The sequence below is a fragment of the Burkholderia sp. BCC1977 genome (genome assembly GCF_905339595.1).
GTDB lineage: Bacteria > Pseudomonadota > Gammaproteobacteria > Burkholderiales > Burkholderiaceae > Burkholderia.
This window is the reverse complement of record NZ_CAJPGQ010000013.1, coordinates 17,054-36,099: the sequence shown is the minus strand read 5'-3', so window position 1 is coordinate 36,099 and position 19,046 is coordinate 17,054. Positions and strand designations below refer to the sequence as shown.

Genomic DNA, 19,046 nt, shown 5'->3' with positions numbered 1-19,046 from the left:
ACGGCACGGCCATTCTTCCGTGTCCGCCTGTTCAGTTAGCAAGTAGGAAACAAAGGAAATCACATGTCTGTTGCAGATATCAAGAAGTCGGAAGTCGTTGCTCAGTTCGCCCGCGGTACCAACGACACGGGTTCGCCCGAAGTCCAGGTCGCACTGCTGACCGCACGTATCGTCGAACTGACGGGTCACTTCAAGACCCACGCGAAGGACCACCACAGCCGCCGCGGCCTGCTGCGCATGGTGAGCCGCCGCCGCAAGCTGCTCGACTACCTCAAGGGCAAGGATGCCGACCGTTACCGCGCGCTGATCGAGAAGCTGGGTCTGCGTAAGTAATCGAGGCGATTGCCGCCAGCAAGATGCCTGTGTCAGTCCGCTGATGCAGGCATTTTGTTTTTGCGCGGTGCGTAGCGTCACGCGCACCGCAGGTTGTCCGGCACGTGGTTGCCGGGCTGCCGGAACGGCTGATGCCGGGGTCGGGATTTGTGTCATTCCAGCGCGCCGCTCGACGAGCGCCGCGCTGGAATGGCATAAAAAACACACCTTGCTCCGGGTGATTCGGTCGGGACGCCGCCGCGCGGGATGGCCCGGGCGGCGAATGAAATGAATGAATTCAAAGGAGCAACCATGTCCATGTTCAACAAGGTCGTGAAGGAATTCCAGTGGGGCCAGCACAAGGTGCGCCTCGAAACCGGTGAAGTCGCCCGCCAGGCGAGCGGTGCCGTGATCGTCGACGTGGAAGACACCGTCGTGCTGGCAACCGTCGTCGGCGCGAAGTCGGCGAAGCCGGGTCAGGATTTCTTCCCGCTGACCGTCGACTACCTCGAAAAGACCTACTCGGCCGGCAAGATCCCGGGCGGCTTCTTCCGTCGCGAAGGCCGTCCGTCGGAACACGAAACGCTGACGTCGCGCCTGATCGACCGTCCGCTGCGCCCGCTGTTCCCGGAAGGCTTCTACAACGAAGTGCAGGTCGTGATCCACGTGCTGTCCGTGAACCCGGAAATCCCGGCGGACATCCCCGCGCTGATCGGTGCATCGGCCGCGCTCGCCGTGTCGGGCCTGCCGTTCAACGGTCCGGTCGGTGCCGCGCGCGTCGCGTACATCGACAACGCCTACGTGCTGAACCCGACGCGTGACCAGATCAAGGCATCGAGCCTCGACCTCGTCGTCGCCGGTACGGAGCGCGCAGTGCTGATGGTCGAATCGGAAGCTGATCAACTGCCGGAAGACGTGATGCTGGGCGCGGTCGTGTTCGGTCACGAGCAGATGCAGACGGCGATCGACGCGATCCACGAACTCGTTCGCGAAGGCGGCAAGCCCGAGTGGGACTGGCAGCCGGCACCGAAGAACGAAGCGCTGATCGCGCGCGTGACGGAACTGGCGCACGGCGACCTGCTCGCCGCTTACCAGCTGCGCGACAAGCAGGCACGTTCGACGAAGCTGAAGGAAGTCTACGCGGCGACCTCGGCGAAGCTCGAGGAAGACGCGCTGGCGGCCGGCACGGTCGCGGCCGACAAGGCCACCGTCGGCAACGTCCTGTTCGACATCGAAGCGAAGATCGTCCGTTCGCAGATCCTGAACGGCGAGCCGCGCATCGACGGTCGCGACACGCGCACCGTGCGTCCGATCGAGATCCGCACCGGCGTGCTGCCGCGCACCCACGGTTCGGCGCTGTTCACGCGCGGCGAAACGCAGGCGCTCGTCGTCGCGACGCTCGGCACGAAGGGTGACGAGCAGATCATCGACGCGCTCGAAGGCGAATACCGCGAGCGCTTCATGCTCCACTACAACATGCCCCCGTTCGCGACCGGCGAAACGGGTCGCGTCGGTTCGCCGAAGCGTCGCGAAATCGGCCACGGCCGTCTCGCGAAGCGCGCGCTGGTCAAGTGCCTGCCGAGCGCCGACGAATTCGGCTACTCGATCCGCGTCGTGTCGGAAATCACCGAATCGAACGGTTCGTCGTCGATGGCATCGGTGTGCGGCGGCTGCCTCGCGCTGATGGACGCCGGCGTGCCGATGAAGGCGCACGTCGCGGGTATCGCGATGGGCCTGATCCTCGAAGGCAACAAGTTCGCGGTGCTGACCGACATCCTCGGCGACGAAGATCACCTCGGCGACATGGACTTCAAGGTGGCCGGCACGGAGCAAGGCGTGACCGCACTGCAGATGGACATCAAGATCCAGGGCATCACGAAGGAAATCATGCAGGTCGCGCTCGCGCAGGCGAAGGAAGGCCGCATGCACATCCTCGGCAAGATGACCTCGGCGGTCTCGGGTGCGAACACGCAACTGTCGGAATTCGCGCCGCGCATGATCACGATCAAGATCAACCCGGAAAAGATCCGCGACGTGATCGGCAAGGGCGGTTCGGTGATCCGCGCGCTGACGGAAGAAACCGGCACGACCATCGACATCTCGGATGACGGCGTCGTGACGATCGCGAGCACGAACAGCGACGGCATGGCCGAAGCGAAGAAGCGCATCGAGCAAATCACGGCCGAGATCGAAGTCGGCCAGGTATACGAAGGCACGGTGCTCAAGCTGCTCGACTTCGGCGCGATCGTGAACCTGCTGCCGGGCAAGGACGGCCTGCTGCACATCTCGGAAATCGTCAACGAGCGCGTGAAGGACATCAACGACTACCTGAAGGAAGGTCAGCAGGTGAAGGTCAAGGTGATCCAGACGGACGAGAAGGGTCGCGTGCGTCTGTCGGCGAAGGCGCTGCTGAACGAAGCAGCGGCAGCGTCGCAGTCGGATACGCCGCCGCAGCAGTAAGCGGACAGGCGTGAGAACGGCCGGCAGTGCGAAAGCGTGCCGGCCGTTTTTTCTGTAGCATCGTTGTGCGGCGCAGCAGCGCCGGCGAGGCGCCCGTGCCGCGCACGGGTGCGCCACCCGATTCCGATCCTGGAGCGACCACCATGAAAGCCATCGAAATCACCGAATTCGGTGCCCCCGACGTGCTGAAGCTTGCGGAGCGTCCGCGCCCCGAACCGAAGCGCGGCGAAGTGCTGATCAAGGTGGCGGCTTCCGGCGTGAACCGGCCCGACGTATTCCAGCGCAAGGGCGCATATGCACCGCCGCCGGGGGCGTCGGATCTGCCGGGCCTCGAGGTCGCGGGCGAGATCGTCGGCGGCGACCTGTCGGATGCCGCGCTGAACCCGTTCGGTTTGAAGCTGGGCGATCGCGTCTGCGCGCTCCTCGCGGGCGGCGGCTACGCCGAGTACGCGGTCGCGCCGCTGCCGCAATGCCTGCCGGTGCCCGACGGGCTGACCGACATCGAAGCCGCATCGCTGCCCGAAACGTTCTTCACGGTGTGGAGCAACGTGTTCGACCGTGCGCTGCTCGGTGCGGGCGAGGGCGGCGAGCAGGAAACGCTGCTCGTGCAGGGCGGCTCGAGCGGGATCGGCGTGACGGCGATCCAGATCGCGCACGCGCTCGGCTATCGCGTGTTCGCGACGGCCGGGAATGCCGACAAATGCCGCGCATGCGAGGCGCTCGGCGCCGAGCGTGCGATCAACTACAAGACTGAGGACTTCGTCGAGGTCGTCAAGTCGCTGACGCACGATCGCGGCGTCGACGTGATCCTCGACATGGTCGCGGGCTCGTACGTGCCGCGCGAACTGTCCGCGCTCGCGGACGGCGGCCGCCTCGTGCTGATCGCGCTGCTCGGCGGCGCGAAGGCCGAGGTCAACCTGAACGAGATCCTGCGCCGCCGGCTGACGGTGACGGGCTCGACGCTGCGTCCGCGTCCGGTCGAGTTCAAGGCGCGCATCGCCGCGCAGCTGAAGGCGCGCGTCTGGCCGCTGCTCGCGGACGGCCGCATCAAGCCCGTGATCTACCGCGTGCTGCCGGCCGGCGAGGCCGCGCAGGCGCATGCGCTGATGGAAAGCGGCGAGCACATCGGCAAGATCGTGCTTGATTGGGGTACGACCGCCTGACGGTCCGTGCGGCCGGACTTGACATGCGCGGTTTGACCGGTTCCAGCCGCGCGCAGTAAAATCGCGGGTTTGCTTCGCCAGATCCAACCTGACGGCCGGTTTCCGGTGCGTTAATGACAAGATAGTGACGAGACAGACACGATGTCGAAACAACGAACGAAGCGAGTGATCGGCAACTGGAAGATGCACGGCCGGCTGGCCGGCAACCAGGCGTTGCTGAACGAAGTGGTGCAGGGTGCGGGCGCGGTGGCGGCCGAGACGTCGATCGGCGTGTGCGTGCCGTTCCCGTATCTCGCGCAGGTTCAGGCGCAGCTCGGCGGCGGCCGTGTCGCGTTCGGCGCGCAGGACGTGTCCGCGCACGAACAGGGCGCGTTCACCGGTGAAGTGGCGGCCGCGATGGTGGCGGAGTTCGGCGCGCACTATGCGATCGTCGGTCACTCGGAGCGTCGCGCGTATCACGGCGAGCGCAACGAAACCGTCGCTGCGAAGACGCAGCGTGCGCTCGCGGCAGGCCTCACGCCCGTCGTGTGCGTCGGTGAAACGCTCGACGAGCGTGAAGCGGGCGCGACCGAGCAGGTGGTCGGTGCGCAGCTCGACGCCGTGCTGGCCGTGCTGACGGCTGGCGAAGCGGCGCGCATCGTCGTCGCGTACGAGCCGGTCTGGGCGATCGGCACCGGCAAGAGCGCGACGTCGGCGCAGGCGCAGGACGTGCACGCATTCCTGCGCGCGCGTCTCGCGGCGAAGGGGGCGGAGGACGTATCGGTGCTGTACGGCGGCAGCGTGAAGCCGGACAACGCGGAAGAGCTGTTCGCGCAGCCGGATATCGACGGCGGCCTGATCGGCGGCGCGTCGCTGAAGGCGGAAGATTTCCTGGAGATCTGCCGGGCCGCGCGTTGAGCGGTCCGGGATCGAATTGAACCATGATGGCGGCCGGTCGGTCCGGTCGCCTGATCCAATCGGGTGGGTGTGATGCTGTTATTCAAGACGCTGATTATTGTCGTGCAGGTGCTGTCTGCACTGGGTGTGATCGGGCTCGTGCTGCTGCAGCACGGCAAGGGTGCCGACATGGGCGCTGCATTCGGCAGCGGCGCGTCGGGCAGCCTGTTCGGAGCGACCGGCTCCGCGAACTTCCTGTCGCGCACGACGGGCATCCTCGCGACGATCTTCTTCGTCGCGACGCTCGCGCTGACGTACCTCGGTTCGTACAAGTCGACGCCGTCGGCAGGCGTGCTCGGCGCGGCGGCGACCGCACCGGCATCGGCGTCCGCAGCGTCGGCGCCGGCCGTCGCGGCGTCTGCCGCCGCGGGTTCGGCTGCGAGCGCGCCGGGCCAGGATGTCCCGAAATAAAAAGTTAAACTTTTTGCGTTTGTGCGTTGAACAAATCTGGAACTCGGGTTAGAATTTAATTCTTGAAGCGATTCGCGGGAAACAAGCAGTACAACCCGAGTTGCATGCAGTGCCGACGTGGTGAAATTGGTAGACACGCTATCTTGAGGGGGTAGTGGCGAAAGCTGTGCGAGTTCGAGTCTCGCCGTCGGCACCAAAGTTACTCAATGCCAGCCGCTTCTAGTGGCTGGCATTTTTCATTTGTGGGGTGTGCCTTGCGATTGTCTTGTGGTCGCACGCACTCCGAAATGATTCCTTCCGCCGGAAGTGGTATTCTCCGGACGCTCAGAACCAACCGATAGAGGATTGCCTTGAACCTCGCAGCCTATTACCCCGTCTTGTTGTTCCTCCTCGTGGGCACTGGTTTAGGTATAGCGCTGGTCAGCATCGGCAAGCTCCTTGGTCCCAACAAGCCGGACGTCGAGAAGAACGCACCGTACGAGTGCGGCTTCGAAGCCTTTGAAGACGCCCGGATGAAATTCGACGTCCGGTACTACCTCGTCGCCATCCTGTTCATCATCTTCGATCTCGAAACCGCATTCCTGTTTCCGTGGGGCGTCGCGCTCCGGGACATCGGCTGGCCGGGTTTCATCGCAATGATGATTTTTCTGCTCGAATTCCTGCTGGGCTTTGCCTATATCTGGAAGAAGGGCGGCCTCGACTGGGAGTGATGGGTTAATCGCCGGTTTGCATGGGCGGCCACGCTGGGCCGCTCGTCTGGAGTGGAAAGCAAATGAGTATCGAAGGGGTCTTGAAGGAAGGGTTTGTCACCACGACGGCTGACAAGCTGATCAACTGGACGCGTACCGGCTCGCTGTGGCCGATGACGTTCGGGCTCGCGTGTTGCGCCGTCGAGATGATGCATGCGGGCGCGGCCCGTTATGACCTGGACCGGTTCGGGGTCGTGTTCCGTCCGAGCCCGCGTCAGTCGGACGTGATGATCGTCGCCGGCACCCTGTGCAACAAGATGGCGCCCGCACTGCGCCGCGTGTACGACCAGATGGCCGAGCCGCGCTGGGTGATCTCGATGGGGTCGTGCGCGAACGGCGGCGGCTACTACCACTACTCGTATTCGGTGGTCCGCGGCTGCGACCGGATCGTGCCGGTCGACGTCTACGTGCCGGGCTGTCCGCCCACGGCCGAGGCGCTGGTCTACGGCGTGATCCAGCTTCAGGCGAAGATCCGCCGCACCAACACCATCGCCCGTCAATAAAGCCCCGAGCGTCCCCTCAATATGGCAAGCAAAATCGAGACCCTCAAGGCAAACCTCGAAGCCGCGCTCGGCGCGCGCATGGTGAGCCTCACCGAAGCGATCGGTGAACTGACGCTCGTCGTGAAGGCGAGCGATTACCTCGAAGTCGCAAAGACGCTGCGCGACGATCCGAAGCTCCGTTTCGAGCAGCTGATCGACCTGTGCGGCGTCGACTACCAGACCTACGGCGACGGCGCCTACGACGGCCCGCGTTTCGCGGCCGTGTCGCAGCTGCTGTCGGTCACGAACAACTGGCGCCTGCGCCTGCGCGTGTTCGCGCCGGACGACGATCTGCCGATCGTGGCATCGCTCGTCGACATCTGGACCTCCGCAAACTGGTACGAGCGCGAAGCGTTCGACCTGTACGGCCTCGTGTTCGAGGGTCACCCCGACCTGCGCCGCATCCTCACCGACTACGGCTTCATCGGCCACCCGTTCCGCAAGGACTTCCCGGTGTCGGGCTATGTCGAAATGCGTTACGACCCGGAAGAGAAGCGGGTCGTCTACCAGCCGGTGACGATCGAGCCGCGCGAAATCACGCCGCGCGTGATCCGCGAGGATCGCTATGGCGGTCTGAAACATTAAGGGGGCGTCATGGCAGAAATCAAGAACTACACCCTCAACTTCGGCCCGCAGCACCCGGCAGCGCACGGCGTGCTGCGCCTGGTGCTCGAGCTTGACGGCGAAGTCATCCAGCGCGCCGATCCGCACATCGGCCTGCTGCACCGCGCGACTGAAAAGCTCGCGGAAAGCAAGACCTTCATCCAGTCCGTGCCGTACATGGACCGTCTCGACTACGTGTCGATGATGGTCAACGAGCACGGCTACGTGCTCGCGATCGAGCGTCTGCTCGGCATCGACGTGCCGGAGCGCGCGCAGTACATCCGCGTGCTGTTCGACGAGATCACGCGCGTGCTGAACCACCTGATGTGGATCGGCGCGCACGCCCTCGACGTCGGCGCGATGGCCGTGTTCCTGTACGCATTCCGCGAGCGCGAAGACCTGATGGACGTGTACGAAGCGGTGTCCGGTGCCCGGATGCACGCGGCGTACTACCGTCCGGGCGGCGTCTACCGCGACCTGCCTGACGCAATGCCGCAATACAAGGCGTCGAAGATTCGCAACGAGAAGGCGCTCGCGAAGATGAACGAGGCGCGCAGCGGCTCGGTGCTCGACTTCATCGACGACTTCTTCACGCGCTTCCCGAAGTGCGTCGACGAATACGAAACGCTGCTGACCGACAACCGGATCTGGAAACAGCGTCTGGTCGGGATCGGCGTCGTCAGCCCGGAGCGTGCGCTGCAGATGGGCCTGACGGGCCCGATGCTGCGCGGCTCGGGTATCGCCTGGGACCTGCGCAAGAAGCAGCCGTACGAAGTGTACGATCGCATGGATTTCGACGTGCCGGTCGGCGTGAACGGCGATTGCTACGACCGCTATCTGGTGCGCGTCGAGGAAATGCGCCAGTCGGTCCGTATCGCGAAACAGTGTATTGAGTGGCTCCGCAAGAATCCGGGCCCGGTGATGACCGACAATCACAAGGTTGCACCGCCGTCGCGCGTCGGCATGAAGACCAACATGGAAGACTTGATTCACCACTTCAAGCTCTTCACCGAAGGTTTTCACGTGCCGGAAGGCGAGGCGTACGCGGCAGTCGAGCATCCGAAGGGCGAATTCGGCATCTACCTCGTGTCGGACGGTGCCAACAAGCCGTATCGCCTCAAGATCCGCGCACCGGGCTTCGCGCACCTCGCGTCGCTCGACGAAATGGCGCGCGGTCACATGATTGCCGACGCCGTCACGATCATCGGTACGCAGGACATCGTGTTCGGCGAAATCGATCGCTAATGGTTGCGCCGTCCGCGCGAGCGGGCGGCGAGCAGTCGGTCACACGCGAAGTCACATGTGGTATGCGCTGAACCGGCGCGGCTTCGCAAGCTGTCAACAGTGAGCGCCAGGTCTGCCGTCCATGCACAGCAGTGCGGCAGGTTGTTCGTTCGGTAGGAATTGAAAGAGTCGTGTCTGAAAATGATCTCAGCTGAAGGCCTGAAGGAAATCGATCGAGCGTTGACGAAGTATCCCGCCGATCAGAAACAGTCCGCCGTGATGTCGGCGTTGGCCGTCGCTCAGGAAGAGCACGGCTGGCTGTCGCCCGAACTGATGCAGTTCGTCGCGGACTATCTCGGCATGCCGGCCGTCGCCGTGCAGGAAGTCGCGACGTTCTACACGATGTACGAGCTCAAACCGGTCGGCAAGCACAAGATCACGCTCTGCACGAACCTGCCGTGCCAGCTTGGCCCGCACGGTGGCGCGGAAGCGACCGCCGACTACCTGAAACAGAAGCTGGGCATCGGCTTCGGCGAGACCACGCCCGACGGCAAGTTCACGCTGAAGGAAGGCGAATGCATGGGCTCGTGCGGCGATGCGCCGGTGCTGCTGGTGAACAATCACAGAATGTGCAGCTTCATGAGCCGCGAGAAGATCGACCAGCTGCTTGAGGAGCTCTCGAAATGACGTCCCTCCACGACCGTCACATCAAACCGCTGATCCTCGCTGGTCTGAACGGCGAGAACTGGCATCTCGAAGACTACGTTGCGCGCGGCGGCTACAAGCAGCTGCGCCGCATTCTCGAAGAAAAGATTACGCCTGAGCAGGTGATCGCCGACGTGAAGGCGTCGGGCCTGCGTGGCCGTGGCGGTGCGGGCTTCCCGACCGGCCTGAAGTGGAGCTTCATGCCGCGCCAGTTCCCGGGGCAGAAGTACCTCGTCTGCAACTCGGACGAAGGCGAGCCGGGTACGTTCAAGGATCGCGACATCCTGCGCTGGAACCCGCATGCGCTGATCGAAGGCATGGCCATCGGCGCGTACGCGATGGGCATCACCGTCGGCTACAACTACATCCACGGCGAAATCTTCGAAGTGTATCGACGCTTCGAGGCCGCGCTCGATGAAGCGCGTGCCGCGGGTTTCCTCGGCGACAACATCATGGGCTCGGAATTCTCGTTCCAGCTGCACGCGCACCACGGTTACGGCGCGTACATCTGCGGCGAGGAAACGGCGTTGCTCGAGTCGCTCGAAGGCAAGAAGGGCCAGCCGCGCTTCAAGCCGCCGTTCCCGGCGAGCTTCGGCGTGTACGGCAAGCCGACCACGATCAACAACACCGAGACGTTCGCCGCGGTGCCGTTCCTGCTGTCCATCGGGCCGCAGAATTACCTCGAGATCGGCAAGCCGAACAACGGCGGCACGAAGATCTTCTCGGTGTCGGGCGACGTCGAGCGTCCGGGCAACTATGAAGTGCCGCTCGGCACGCCGTTCGCGACGCTGATGGAGCTCGCCGGCGGGATGCGCGGCGGTCGCAAGATCAAGGCCGTGATTCCGGGCGGCTCGTCGGCGCCGGTGATCCCGGGCGACATCATGATGCAGACCGATCTCGATTACGACTCGATCGCGAAGGCGGGCTCGATGCTCGGCTCCGGCGCGGTGATCGTGATGGACGAGACGCGTTGCATGGTGCGTTCGCTGCTGCGCCTGTCGTACTTCTACTACGAGGAATCGTGCGGCCAGTGCACGCCGTGCCGTGAAGGCACCGGCTGGCTGTATCGCGTCGTGAATCGTATCGAGCATGGCGAAGGCCGCCAGGAAGATCTGGACCTGCTGAACTCGGTTGCCGAGAACATCATGGGCCGCACGATCTGCGCGCTCGGCGATGCGGCGGCGATGCCGGTACGCGGGATGCTCAAGCATTACTGGGACGAATTCGCGTACCACGTCGAGCACAAGCACTGCATGGTCGGCGGCCACGCGCACGCGGCGGCAGCCTGAAGCGAAGCACCGGTTGCGGAATTTGAGCGCACGGTCGGGCCAAGGCGCGAACGGGCGGAAATAGGTTAAGGACCATTCACCATCATGGTTGAACTTGAAATAGACGGCAAGAAGGTCGAGGTGCCCGAAGGCAGCATGGTGATCCAGGCTGCGCACAAGGCGGATACGTACATTCCTCACTTCTGCTATCACAAGAAACTGTCGGTTGCGGCCAACTGCCGGATGTGTCTCGTCGAAGTCGAGAAGATGCCGAAGGCCGTGCCTGCCTGCGCGACGCCCGTGTCGGCCGGCATGATCGTGCGCACGCAGTCCGACAAGGCCGTGAAGGCGCAGCAGTCGGTGATGGAATTCCTCCTCATCAACCACCCGCTCGACTGCCCGATCTGCGATCAGGGCGGCGAATGCCAGCTGCAGGATCTGGCGGTCGGCTACGGCAAGTCGTCGTCGCGCTACTCGGAAGAGAAGCGCGTGGTGTTCCACAAGAACGTGGGCCCGCTGATCTCGATGGAAGAAATGTCGCGCTGCATCCACTGCACGCGCTGCGTCCGCTTCGGCCAGGAAATCGCCGGCGTGATGGAGCTCGGCATGCTGGGTCGTGGCGAACACTCGGAAATCACGACGTTCGTCGGCAAGACGGTCGACTCCGAACTGTCGGGCAACATGATCGACCTGTGCCCGGTCGGCGCGCTGACCAGCAAGCCGTTCCGCTACAGCGCCCGTACCTGGGAACTGTCGCGCCGCAAGTCGGTGAGCCCGCACGATTCCGTCGGCGCGAACCTCGTCGTGCAGGTGAAGAACAACCGCGTGATGCGCGTGCTGCCGTTCGAGAACGAAGCGATCAACGAATGCTGGATCTCGGACAAGGATCGTTTCTCGTACGAAGGCCTGAACAGCGAAGAGCGCCTGACGAAGCCGATGCTGAAGCAGGGCGGCCAGTGGATCGAAACCGACTGGCAGACCGCGCTCGAATATGTCGCGAAGGGCCTGAAGGGCATCGCCGCGGATCACGGCGCGAACGCGCTGGCGATGCTCGCGAGCGCGCACAGCACCGCTGAAGAGCTGTTCCTCGTGAAGCAGCTCGCCAACGAACTGAAGACGCCGAACGTCGACTTCCGTCTGCGTCAGCAGGATTTCTCGGCGCCGGTCCAGGGCGCACCGTGGCTCGGCATGCCGATCGCCGACCTGTCGAACGTGGATGCCGCGTTCGTCGTCGGTTCGTTCCTGCGCCGTGACCACCCGCTGTTCGCCGCACGCCTGCGTCAGGCTGCGAAGAACGGCGCGAAGCTGCACTTCCTGCACGCGACCGCCGACGACTCGCTGATCCCGACCGCGAAGCGCATCGTCGCCGCGCCGTCGGCATGGCTCGACGAGCTGGCCGGCGTTGCTGCAGCCGTCTCGCAACTGCGCGGCGTCGCGCTGCCGGACACGCTCGCGGGCGTCACGGCATCGCCGGCTGCGCAAGCCGTCGCCCAGTCGCTCGCGAACGGCGAGCGCCGTGCGGTGCTGCTCGGCAACGCGGCCGTCCGTCACCCGCAATTCGCGAAGCTGCACGCCGTCGCACAGTGGATCGCCGACCACACCGGCGCCACGTTCGGCTTCCTGACGGAAGCGGCGAACACGGTCGGTGCGCACGTCGTCGGCGCACTGCCGGGCGAAGGTGGCCTGAACGCACGCGAAGCGCTCGCGCAGCCGCGCAAGGGCTACGTGCTGCTGAACGTCGAACCGGAATTCGACACGGCCGATCCGGCGCAGGCGCTTGCCGCGCTGAACCAGGCCGAAATGGTCGTCGTGATGTCGCCGTTCAGGCACGGCCTCGATTACGCCGACGTGCTGCTGCCGATCGCGCCGTTCACGGAAACGGCCGGTACGTACGTGAACGCGGAAGGCTCGGTGCAGAGCTTCAACGGCGTCGTGCGCCCGCTCGGCGACACGCGTCCGGCGTGGAAGGTGCTGCGCGTGCTGGGCAGTCTGCTCGGCCTGCCGAACTTCGAATACGAAACGGCGGAAGAAGTGCGTCTCGCGGCGCTCGGCGACGCAGGCGTCGCGAACCGTCTGTCGAACCAGGCGTCGGTCGCACCGGCTCGCGTCGCGGCAGTTGCCGCGAACGGCAGCTTCGAGCGCCTCGCCGACGTGCCGATCTATCATGCCGACGCACTCGTGCGCCGCGCAGGTGCGCTGCACCTGACGGCCGCCGCGAAGGTGGCGAATGCCGCAGCCCTGCCGGCCGCGCTGTTCGACAAGCTGGGCTTGAAGGAAGGCGACGCGGTGCGCGTGCGCCAGGGCGAGCGTGCGGTGCAGTTGCCGGCCGTGCGCGACGCGAATCTTGCGGAGACGGTCGTTCGCGTGTCGGCGGCAACGCCTGCCGGCGCAGCGCTCGGCAGCCTGTCCGGTGAACTGGTGGTGGAGAAGGCGTAAATGAGCTTGTTCGATACGATCAACGCGGGCGGCGCCCAGCTTCTCGGCGTCGCGTGGCCGACGGTGTGGGCAGTCGTGCGCATCCTCGTCGTCTCCGTCGTCATCCTGCTGTGCGTCGCGTACCTGATTCTGTGGGAACGCAAGCTGATCGGCTGGATGCACGTGCGTCTCGGCCCGAACCGCGTCGGCCCCGGCGGCCTGCTGCAGCCGATCGCCGACGTGCTGAAGCTGCTGCTGAAGGAAGTCATTCAGCCGAGCGCAGCGAGCCGCTGGCTGTACCTGATCGCGCCGGTCATGACCGTCGTGCCGGCGTTCGCCGTGTGGGCCGTGATCCCGTTCCAGGCCCAGGCCGTGCTCGCGAACATCAACGCGGGCCTGCTGTACGCGATGGCGATCTCGTCGATCGGCGTGTACGCGGTGATCCTCGCCGGCTGGGCGTCGAACTCGAAGTACGCGTTCCTCGGCGCGATGCGCGCCGCGGCGCAGATGGTCTCGTACGAAATCTCGATGGGCTTCGCGCTGGTGCTCGTGCTGATGACGGCCGGCAGCCTGAACATGTCGGAAATCGTCAACTCGCAGCAGCATGGCTTCTTCGCCGGCCACGGCGTGAACTTCCTGTCGTGGAACTGGCTGCCGCTCCTGCCGGCGTTCGTCGTCTACTTCGTGTCCGGCATCGCCGAAACGAACCGTCACCCGTTCGACGTGGTGGAAGGGGAGTCGGAGATCGTCGCGGGTCACATGATCGATTACTCGGGCATGGCGTTCGCGCTGTTCTTCCTCGCCGAGTACATCAACATGATCGTGATCTCGGCACTCGCCGCGACGCTGTTCCTCGGCGGCTGGGATGCACCGTTCGAATTCCTGTCGTTCATTCCGGGCATCTTCTGGCTGGTGCTGAAGGTATTCGCGCTGCTGTCGGTGTTCATCTGGGTGCGTGCGACGTTCCCGCGCTACCGTTACGACCAGATCATGCGTCTGGGCTGGAAGGTGTTCCTGCCCGTCACGGTGATCTGGGTGGTCGTGGTCGGCTGCTGGATGATGTCGCCGCTCAACATCTGGGTGAAGTAAGGACGAAATCATGACGGCTATCCAACACTTCTTTAAGACCTTCTTCCTGACGGAGCTGCTGAAGGGGCTCGCGCTGACCGGTCGTTACACGTTCCGGCGCAAGTTCACCGTGCAGTTCCCGGAAGAAAAGACCCCGATCTCGCCGCGCTTCCGCGGGCTGCATGCGCTGCGCCGCTATGAAAACGGCGAAGAGCGCTGCATCGCGTGCAAGCTCTGCGAGGCCGTGTGCCCCGCGATGGCGATCACGATCGAATCGGAAACGCGCGCGGACAATACGCGCCGCACGACGCGCTACGACATCGACCTGACGAAGTGCATCTTCTGCGGTTTCTGCGAAGAAAGCTGCCCGGTCGATTCGATCGTCGAGACGCAGATTCTCGAGTACCACGGCGAAAAGCGCGGCGACCTCTATTTCACGAAGGAAATGCTGCTCGCGGTGGGCGATCGCTACGAGAAGGACATCGCTGCGGCGAAGGCTGCCGACGCGCCGTATCGTTGATTGTGTTTGCAGTGCCGGCCCGGCATGAACGGGCCGAGCCGCCGCGACGGGTGCGGCACGCGAGAGCGTCCCGCAAGCCGCGCCTGACTATGGCCTAACGATGAACCGGTAATCATGGAATTCACGACCGTACTGTTCTACATCTTCGCGCTGCTCCTGGTGGTATCCGGGCTGAAGGTGATCACTTCGCGCAACCCGGTGGCGTCTGCGCTTTTCCTTGTGCTGGCGTTCTTCAACGCCGCCGCGATCTGGATGCTGCTGGAAGCGGAGTTCCTCGCGATCCTGCTGGTGCTGGTGTACGTGGGCGCCGTGATGGTGCTGTTCCTGTTCGTCGTGATGATGCTGGACATCAACATCGATTACCTGCGCCGCGACTTCAAGCGCTTCGTACCGATGGCGACCGTCGTCGGCGCGATCATCGTGGTCGAGACCGCGCTGATCCTGTGGCGCGGCTACGGCGACACGCACACGGTGCACGCGATGGCGACGGGCGCGATGGCCGACTGGTCGAACACGCGACTGATCGGCAAGGTGATCTACACCGACTACATCTTCGCGTTTGAAATCGCCGGCCTGGTGCTGCTGGTCGCGATCATCGCCGCGATCGGGCTGACCGAGCGCAAGGGCAAGGACAGCAAGCGCCAGCGCGTGTCGGATCAGGTCAAGGTGCGCCGCAACGACCGCGTGCGCCTCGTGAAGATGGAAGCGGAAAAGCCGCAGCCGGAAACGGCGCAGAGCGAAGCCGGTTCGGGCACCAACGGCTAAGCGGAGGAAAAGAAAACCATGCTGACTCTTGCTCACTACCTCGTGCTCGGCGCGATCCTCTTTGCGATCGCGATCGTCGGGATCTTCCTGAACCGCCGCAACATCATCATCATCCTGATGGCGATCGAACTGATGCTGCTGGCGGTGAACACCAACTTCGTCGCGTTCTCGCACTACCTCGGCGACGTGCACGGCCAGATCTTCGTGTTCTTCGTGCTGACCGTCGCCGCAGCGGAAGCCGCGATCGGTCTCGCGATTCTGGTGACCCTGTTCCGTAAGCTCGACACGATCAATGTCGAGGATCTCGATCAGCTCAAAGGTTAATTTCAGGCAACGCTGTTATGTCAACGACACTCAATGAAAACCTGCTGCTGGCGATTCCGCTCGCTCCGCTGGCCGGCTCGCTGATTGCGGGGCTGTTCGGGAACGCAGTGGGGCGCAAGGGCGCACACCGGATCACGATCCTCGGCGTATTGATCGCGTTCCTCCTGTCGGCGAAAGTCTTCCTCGACGTGATAGGCGGCGCGAGCTTCAACGCGACCGTCTATGAATGGATGAACGTCGGCTCGCTGAAACTCGAAGTCGGCTTCCTCGTCGATTCGCTGACCGCGATGATGATGGTCGTCGTGACCTTCGTCTCGCTGATGGTGCACGTGTACACGATCGGCTACATGTCGGAAGAAGACGGCTACCAGCGCTTCTTCTCGTACATCTCGCTGTTCACGTTCTCGATGCTGATGCTCGTGATGAGCAACAACTTCCTGCAGCTGTTCTTCGGCTGGGAAGCGGTGGGTTTGGTGTCGTACCTGCTGATCGGCTTCTACTTCACGCGTGAGAGCGCGATCTACGCGAACATGAAGGCGTTCCTCGTGAACCGCGTGGGCGACTTCGGATTCCTGCTGGGCATCGGCCTGCTGCTCGCGTTCGCGGGTTCGATGAACTACGGCGAAGTGTTCGCGAAGCGTGCCGAGCTCGCAAGCCTGCACTTCCCGGGCACCGACTGGGGCCTGCTGACCGTCGCCTGTATCTGCCTGTTCATCGGCGCGATGGGTAAATCGGCACAGTTCCCGCTGCACGTGTGGCTGCCCGACTCGATGGAAGGCCCGACCCCGATCTCCGCGCTGATTCACGCGGCGACGATGGTGACGGCCGGCATCTTCATGGTGTCGCGCATGTCGCCGCTGTTCGAACTGTCGGATACCGCGCTGTCGTTCATCACGGTGATCGGTGCGATCACGGCACTGTTCATGGGCTTCCTCGGGATCATCCAGAACGACATCAAGCGCGTGGTCGCGTACTCGACGCTGTCGCAGCTCGGCTACATGACGGTCGCGCTCGGCGTGTCCGCGTACCCGGTCGCACTGTTCCACCTGATGACGCACGCGTTCTTCAAGGCGCTGCTGTTCCTCGGCGCCGGTTCGGTGATCATGGGCATGCATCACGACCAGGACATCCGCAACATGGGCGGCCTGCGCAAGTACATGCCGATCACGTGGATCACGTCGCTCGTCGGTTCGCTGGCGCTGATCGGTACGCCGTTCTTCTCGGGCTTCTACTCGAAGGACTCGATCATCGACGCGGTGAAGCTGTCGCACCTGCCGGGTTCGGGCTTCGCGTACTTCGCGGTCGTCGCGAGCGTGTTCGTCACGGCGCTGTACTCGTTCCGCATGTACTTCCTGGTGTTCCACGGCGAAGAGCGTTTCCGCAAGCCGAAGCATCCGGAATCGCCGATGGGCATGGCGGCTGCGCACGGCCACGACGATCACGGCCATGGCCACGGTCATGACGACCACGCGCACGAGCCGCACGAGACCCCGTGGGTCGTGTGGGTGCCGCTGGTCCTGCTGGCGATCCCGTCGGTGATCATCGGTGCGATCGCGATCGGCCCGATGCTGTTCGGCGATTTCTTCCAGCACGGCGTCGCATTCGACAAGGTGATCTTCATCGGCGAAAACCATCCGGCACTGGCCGAGATGGCCGAAGAGTTCCACGGCTGGGTGGGCATGGGCCTGCACTCGGTGTCGGGCCTGCCGGTCTGGCTGGCGCTCGCCGGTGTCGTCGTCGCGTGGTTCCTGTACCTGAAGCGTCCGGAGCTGCCGGCGTCGATCCGCCGCGCGTTCGGTCCGATCTACACGCTGCTGGACAACAAGTACTACATGGACAAGATCAACGAAGTGGTGTTCGCCCGTGGTTCGGTGGCGATCGGCCGCGGCCTGTGGAAGGAAGGTGACGTCGTCGTGATCGACGGCCTCGTCAACGGCAGCGCCCGGTTCATCGGCTGGTTCGCCAGCGTGATCCGCTTCCTCCAATCCGGTTACATCTATCACTACGCGTTCGCCATGATCATCGGCATGCTGGGGCTCCTGACCCTGTTTGTAACGCTCGGCGGCAAATAAGGCGGGGGACAACTTAATGCACGCTTTTCCGATTCTCAGTACCGCGATCTGGCTGCCGATCGTTTTCGGCCTCCTCGTGCTCGCGGTGGGTAACGACAAAAATCCGGGGACGGCCCGCTGGGTTGCGCTGATCGGTTCGCTGCTCGGTCTCGCGGTCACGATCCCGCTGATCACGGGCTTCGACTCGAGCACGGCTGCACTGCAGTTCGTCGAGCAGTCGACCTGGATCGAACGCTTCGACATCTCGTACCACCTCGGCGTCGACGGCATCTCGATGTGGTTCGTCGTGCTGACCGCGCTGATCACGGTGATCGTCGTGATCGCCGCGTGGGAAGTGATCACCGAGAACGTCGCGCAGTACCTCGCGGCGTTCCTGATCCTGTCCGGGATCATGATCGGCGTGTTCTCGGCGGCCGACGGCCTGCTGTTCTACGTGTTCTTCGAGGCGACCCTGATCCCGATGTACATCATCATCGGCGTGTGGGGCGGCCCGAACCGCGTGTATGCGGCGTTCAAGTTCTTCCTGTACACGCTGGCCGGCTCGCTGCTGATGCTGGTCGCGCTGATCTACCTGTACACGCAGACGCATTCGTTCGATCTCGCGACGTGGCAGAACGCCAAGATCGCGATGACGCCGCAGATCCTGCTGTTCATTGCATTCTTCCTCGCGTTCGCGGTGAAGGTGCCGATGTGGCCGGTGCACACCTGGCTGCCGGACGCGCACGTGGAAGCGCCGACGGGCGGTTCGGTCGTGCTGGCGGCGATCATGCTGAAGCTCGGCGCGTACGGTTTCCTGCGCTTCTCGCTGCCGATCACGCCTGACGCAAGCCACTTCCTGGCACCGGTCGTGATCACGCTGTCGCTGATCGCGGTGATCTACATCGGCCTCGTCGCGATGGTGCAGTCCGACATGAAGAAGCTGGTCGCGTATTCGTCGATCGCGCACATGGGCTTCGTGACGCTCGGCTTCTTCATCTTCAACCAGCTCGGCGTCGAAGGCGCGATCATCCAGATGATCTCGCACGGCTTCGTGTCGGGCGCGATGTTCCTGTGCATCGGCGTGCTGTACGACCGTGTGCACTCGCGCGAGATCGCCGATTACGGCGGCGTCGTCAACGTGATGCCGAAGTTCGCGGCATTCGCGATGCTGTTCTCGATGGCCAACTGCGGCCTGCCGGGTACCTCGGGTTTCGTCGGCGAGTTCATGGTGATTCTCGCGGCCGTCCAGTACAACTTCTGGATCGCGTTCGGCGCGGCATTCACGCTGATCCTCGGCGCCGCCTACACGCTGTGGATGTACAAGCGCGTGTACTTCGGCGCGGTGGCGAACGATCACGTTGCCAAGCTGAAGGACATCGGCCGTCGCGAATTCGTGATGCTGGCGGTGCTCGCCGCGTTCACGATGCTGATGGGCCTGTATCCGAAGCCTTTCACCGACGTGATGCACGTTTCCGTGGAAAACCTCCTCTCCCATGTCGCGCAGTCGAAGCTGCCGCTGGGCCAGTAATC

General features: G+C 63.9%; 18 protein-coding genes and 1 tRNA gene. All 19 read left to right on the top strand.

The window, feature by feature from the left end:
• Positions 1 to 63 precede the first annotated feature (63 nt).
• The 19 genes from rpsO to U5771_RS13380 all read left to right on the top strand — a co-directional run bounded on the left by rpsO (position 64) and on the right by U5771_RS13380 (position 19,044).
• A complete protein-coding gene (gene rpsO / locus U5771_RS13470; RefSeq protein ID WP_006398792.1) occupies positions 64 to 333 on the top strand; it encodes a 30S ribosomal protein S15 in 270 nt (89 codons plus the stop codon).
• A 291-nt stretch (positions 334 to 624) separates the two neighbouring features.
• Complete coding sequence (pnp, locus tag U5771_RS13465; protein ID WP_322024434.1) at positions 625 to 2,772, top strand: polyribonucleotide nucleotidyltransferase; 2,148 nt, start codon at positions 625 to 627, stop codon at positions 2,770 to 2,772.
• A gap of 143 nt (positions 2,773 to 2,915) precedes the next feature.
• Positions 2,916 to 3,935, top strand: a complete 1,020-nt coding sequence (locus U5771_RS13460; RefSeq protein ID WP_322024433.1) for an NAD(P)H-quinone oxidoreductase — start codon at positions 2,916 to 2,918, stop codon at positions 3,933 to 3,935.
• A 141-nt stretch (positions 3,936 to 4,076) separates the two neighbouring features.
• A complete protein-coding gene (gene tpiA / locus U5771_RS13455; protein ID WP_322024432.1) occupies positions 4,077 to 4,832 on the top strand; it encodes a triose-phosphate isomerase in 756 nt (251 codons plus the stop codon).
• A 72-nt stretch (positions 4,833 to 4,904) separates the two neighbouring features.
• Entirely contained in the window at positions 4,905 to 5,282 is a 378-nt protein-coding gene (secG, locus tag U5771_RS13450; RefSeq protein ID WP_322024431.1) for a preprotein translocase subunit SecG, read from the top strand.
• 111 nt (positions 5,283 to 5,393) lie between these two features.
• A tRNA-Leu gene (locus tag U5771_RS13445) sits at positions 5,394 to 5,478 on the top strand.
• Between the two features lie 154 nt (positions 5,479 to 5,632).
• Complete coding sequence (locus U5771_RS13440) at positions 5,633 to 5,992, top strand: NADH-quinone oxidoreductase subunit A (RefSeq protein WP_006398798.1); 360 nt, start codon at positions 5,633 to 5,635, stop codon at positions 5,990 to 5,992.
• A 62-nt stretch (positions 5,993 to 6,054) separates the two neighbouring features.
• The gene (locus tag U5771_RS13435) at positions 6,055 to 6,534 is read left to right on the top strand and encodes a NuoB/complex I 20 kDa subunit family protein (RefSeq protein ID WP_006398799.1); all 480 of its coding nucleotides are present in this window, start codon (positions 6,055 to 6,057) and stop codon (positions 6,532 to 6,534) included.
• Positions 6,535 to 6,555: 21 nt separating this feature from the next.
• Complete coding sequence (locus U5771_RS13430; RefSeq protein ID WP_322024430.1) at positions 6,556 to 7,158, top strand: NADH-quinone oxidoreductase subunit C; 603 nt, start codon at positions 6,556 to 6,558, stop codon at positions 7,156 to 7,158.
• A gap of 9 nt (positions 7,159 to 7,167) precedes the next feature.
• Positions 7,168 to 8,421 (top strand): NADH-quinone oxidoreductase subunit D, encoded by a 1,254-nt coding sequence (locus tag U5771_RS13425; protein WP_044844663.1) that lies wholly within the window; start codon positions 7,168 to 7,170, stop codon positions 8,419 to 8,421.
• Positions 8,422 to 8,601: 180 nt separating this feature from the next.
• On the top strand, positions 8,602 to 9,087 hold the full coding sequence (nuoE, locus tag U5771_RS13420; RefSeq protein ID WP_006478266.1) for an NADH-quinone oxidoreductase subunit NuoE: 486 nt from the start codon (positions 8,602 to 8,604) through the stop codon (positions 9,085 to 9,087).
• Positions 9,084 to 10,394 (top strand): NADH-quinone oxidoreductase subunit NuoF, encoded by a 1,311-nt coding sequence (nuoF, locus tag U5771_RS13415; RefSeq protein WP_322024429.1) that lies wholly within the window; start codon positions 9,084 to 9,086, stop codon positions 10,392 to 10,394. The genes nuoE and nuoF overlap by 4 nt, the downstream gene beginning before the upstream one ends.
• A gap of 84 nt (positions 10,395 to 10,478) precedes the next feature.
• On the top strand, positions 10,479 to 12,809 hold the full coding sequence (nuoG, locus tag U5771_RS13410) for an NADH-quinone oxidoreductase subunit NuoG (protein WP_322024428.1): 2,331 nt from the start codon (positions 10,479 to 10,481) through the stop codon (positions 12,807 to 12,809).
• Entirely contained in the window at positions 12,810 to 13,877 is a 1,068-nt protein-coding gene (gene nuoH, locus U5771_RS13405; protein ID WP_322024427.1) for an NADH-quinone oxidoreductase subunit NuoH, read from the top strand.
• 10 nt (positions 13,878 to 13,887) lie between these two features.
• Positions 13,888 to 14,376, top strand: coding sequence for an NADH-quinone oxidoreductase subunit NuoI (gene nuoI / locus U5771_RS13400; RefSeq protein WP_011885529.1), 489 nt, complete (start codon positions 13,888 to 13,890; stop codon positions 14,374 to 14,376).
• A gap of 114 nt (positions 14,377 to 14,490) precedes the next feature.
• The gene (locus U5771_RS13395; RefSeq protein WP_322024426.1) at positions 14,491 to 15,141 is read left to right on the top strand and encodes an NADH-quinone oxidoreductase subunit J; all 651 of its coding nucleotides are present in this window, start codon (positions 14,491 to 14,493) and stop codon (positions 15,139 to 15,141) included.
• A gap of 18 nt (positions 15,142 to 15,159) precedes the next feature.
• Positions 15,160 to 15,465, top strand: a complete 306-nt coding sequence (nuoK, locus tag U5771_RS13390; RefSeq protein WP_004185739.1) for an NADH-quinone oxidoreductase subunit NuoK — start codon at positions 15,160 to 15,162, stop codon at positions 15,463 to 15,465.
• A gap of 17 nt (positions 15,466 to 15,482) precedes the next feature.
• Entirely contained in the window at positions 15,483 to 17,537 is a 2,055-nt protein-coding gene (gene nuoL, locus U5771_RS13385; RefSeq protein ID WP_322024425.1) for an NADH-quinone oxidoreductase subunit L, read from the top strand.
• A gap of 16 nt (positions 17,538 to 17,553) precedes the next feature.
• Positions 17,554 to 19,044 carry an NADH-quinone oxidoreductase subunit M gene (locus tag U5771_RS13380; RefSeq protein ID WP_322024424.1) on the top strand — a complete coding sequence of 497 codons (1,491 nt, stop codon included), beginning with the start codon at positions 17,554 to 17,556 and terminating at the stop codon, positions 19,042 to 19,044.
• The last annotated feature ends 2 nt before the right edge of the window (positions 19,045 to 19,046 follow it).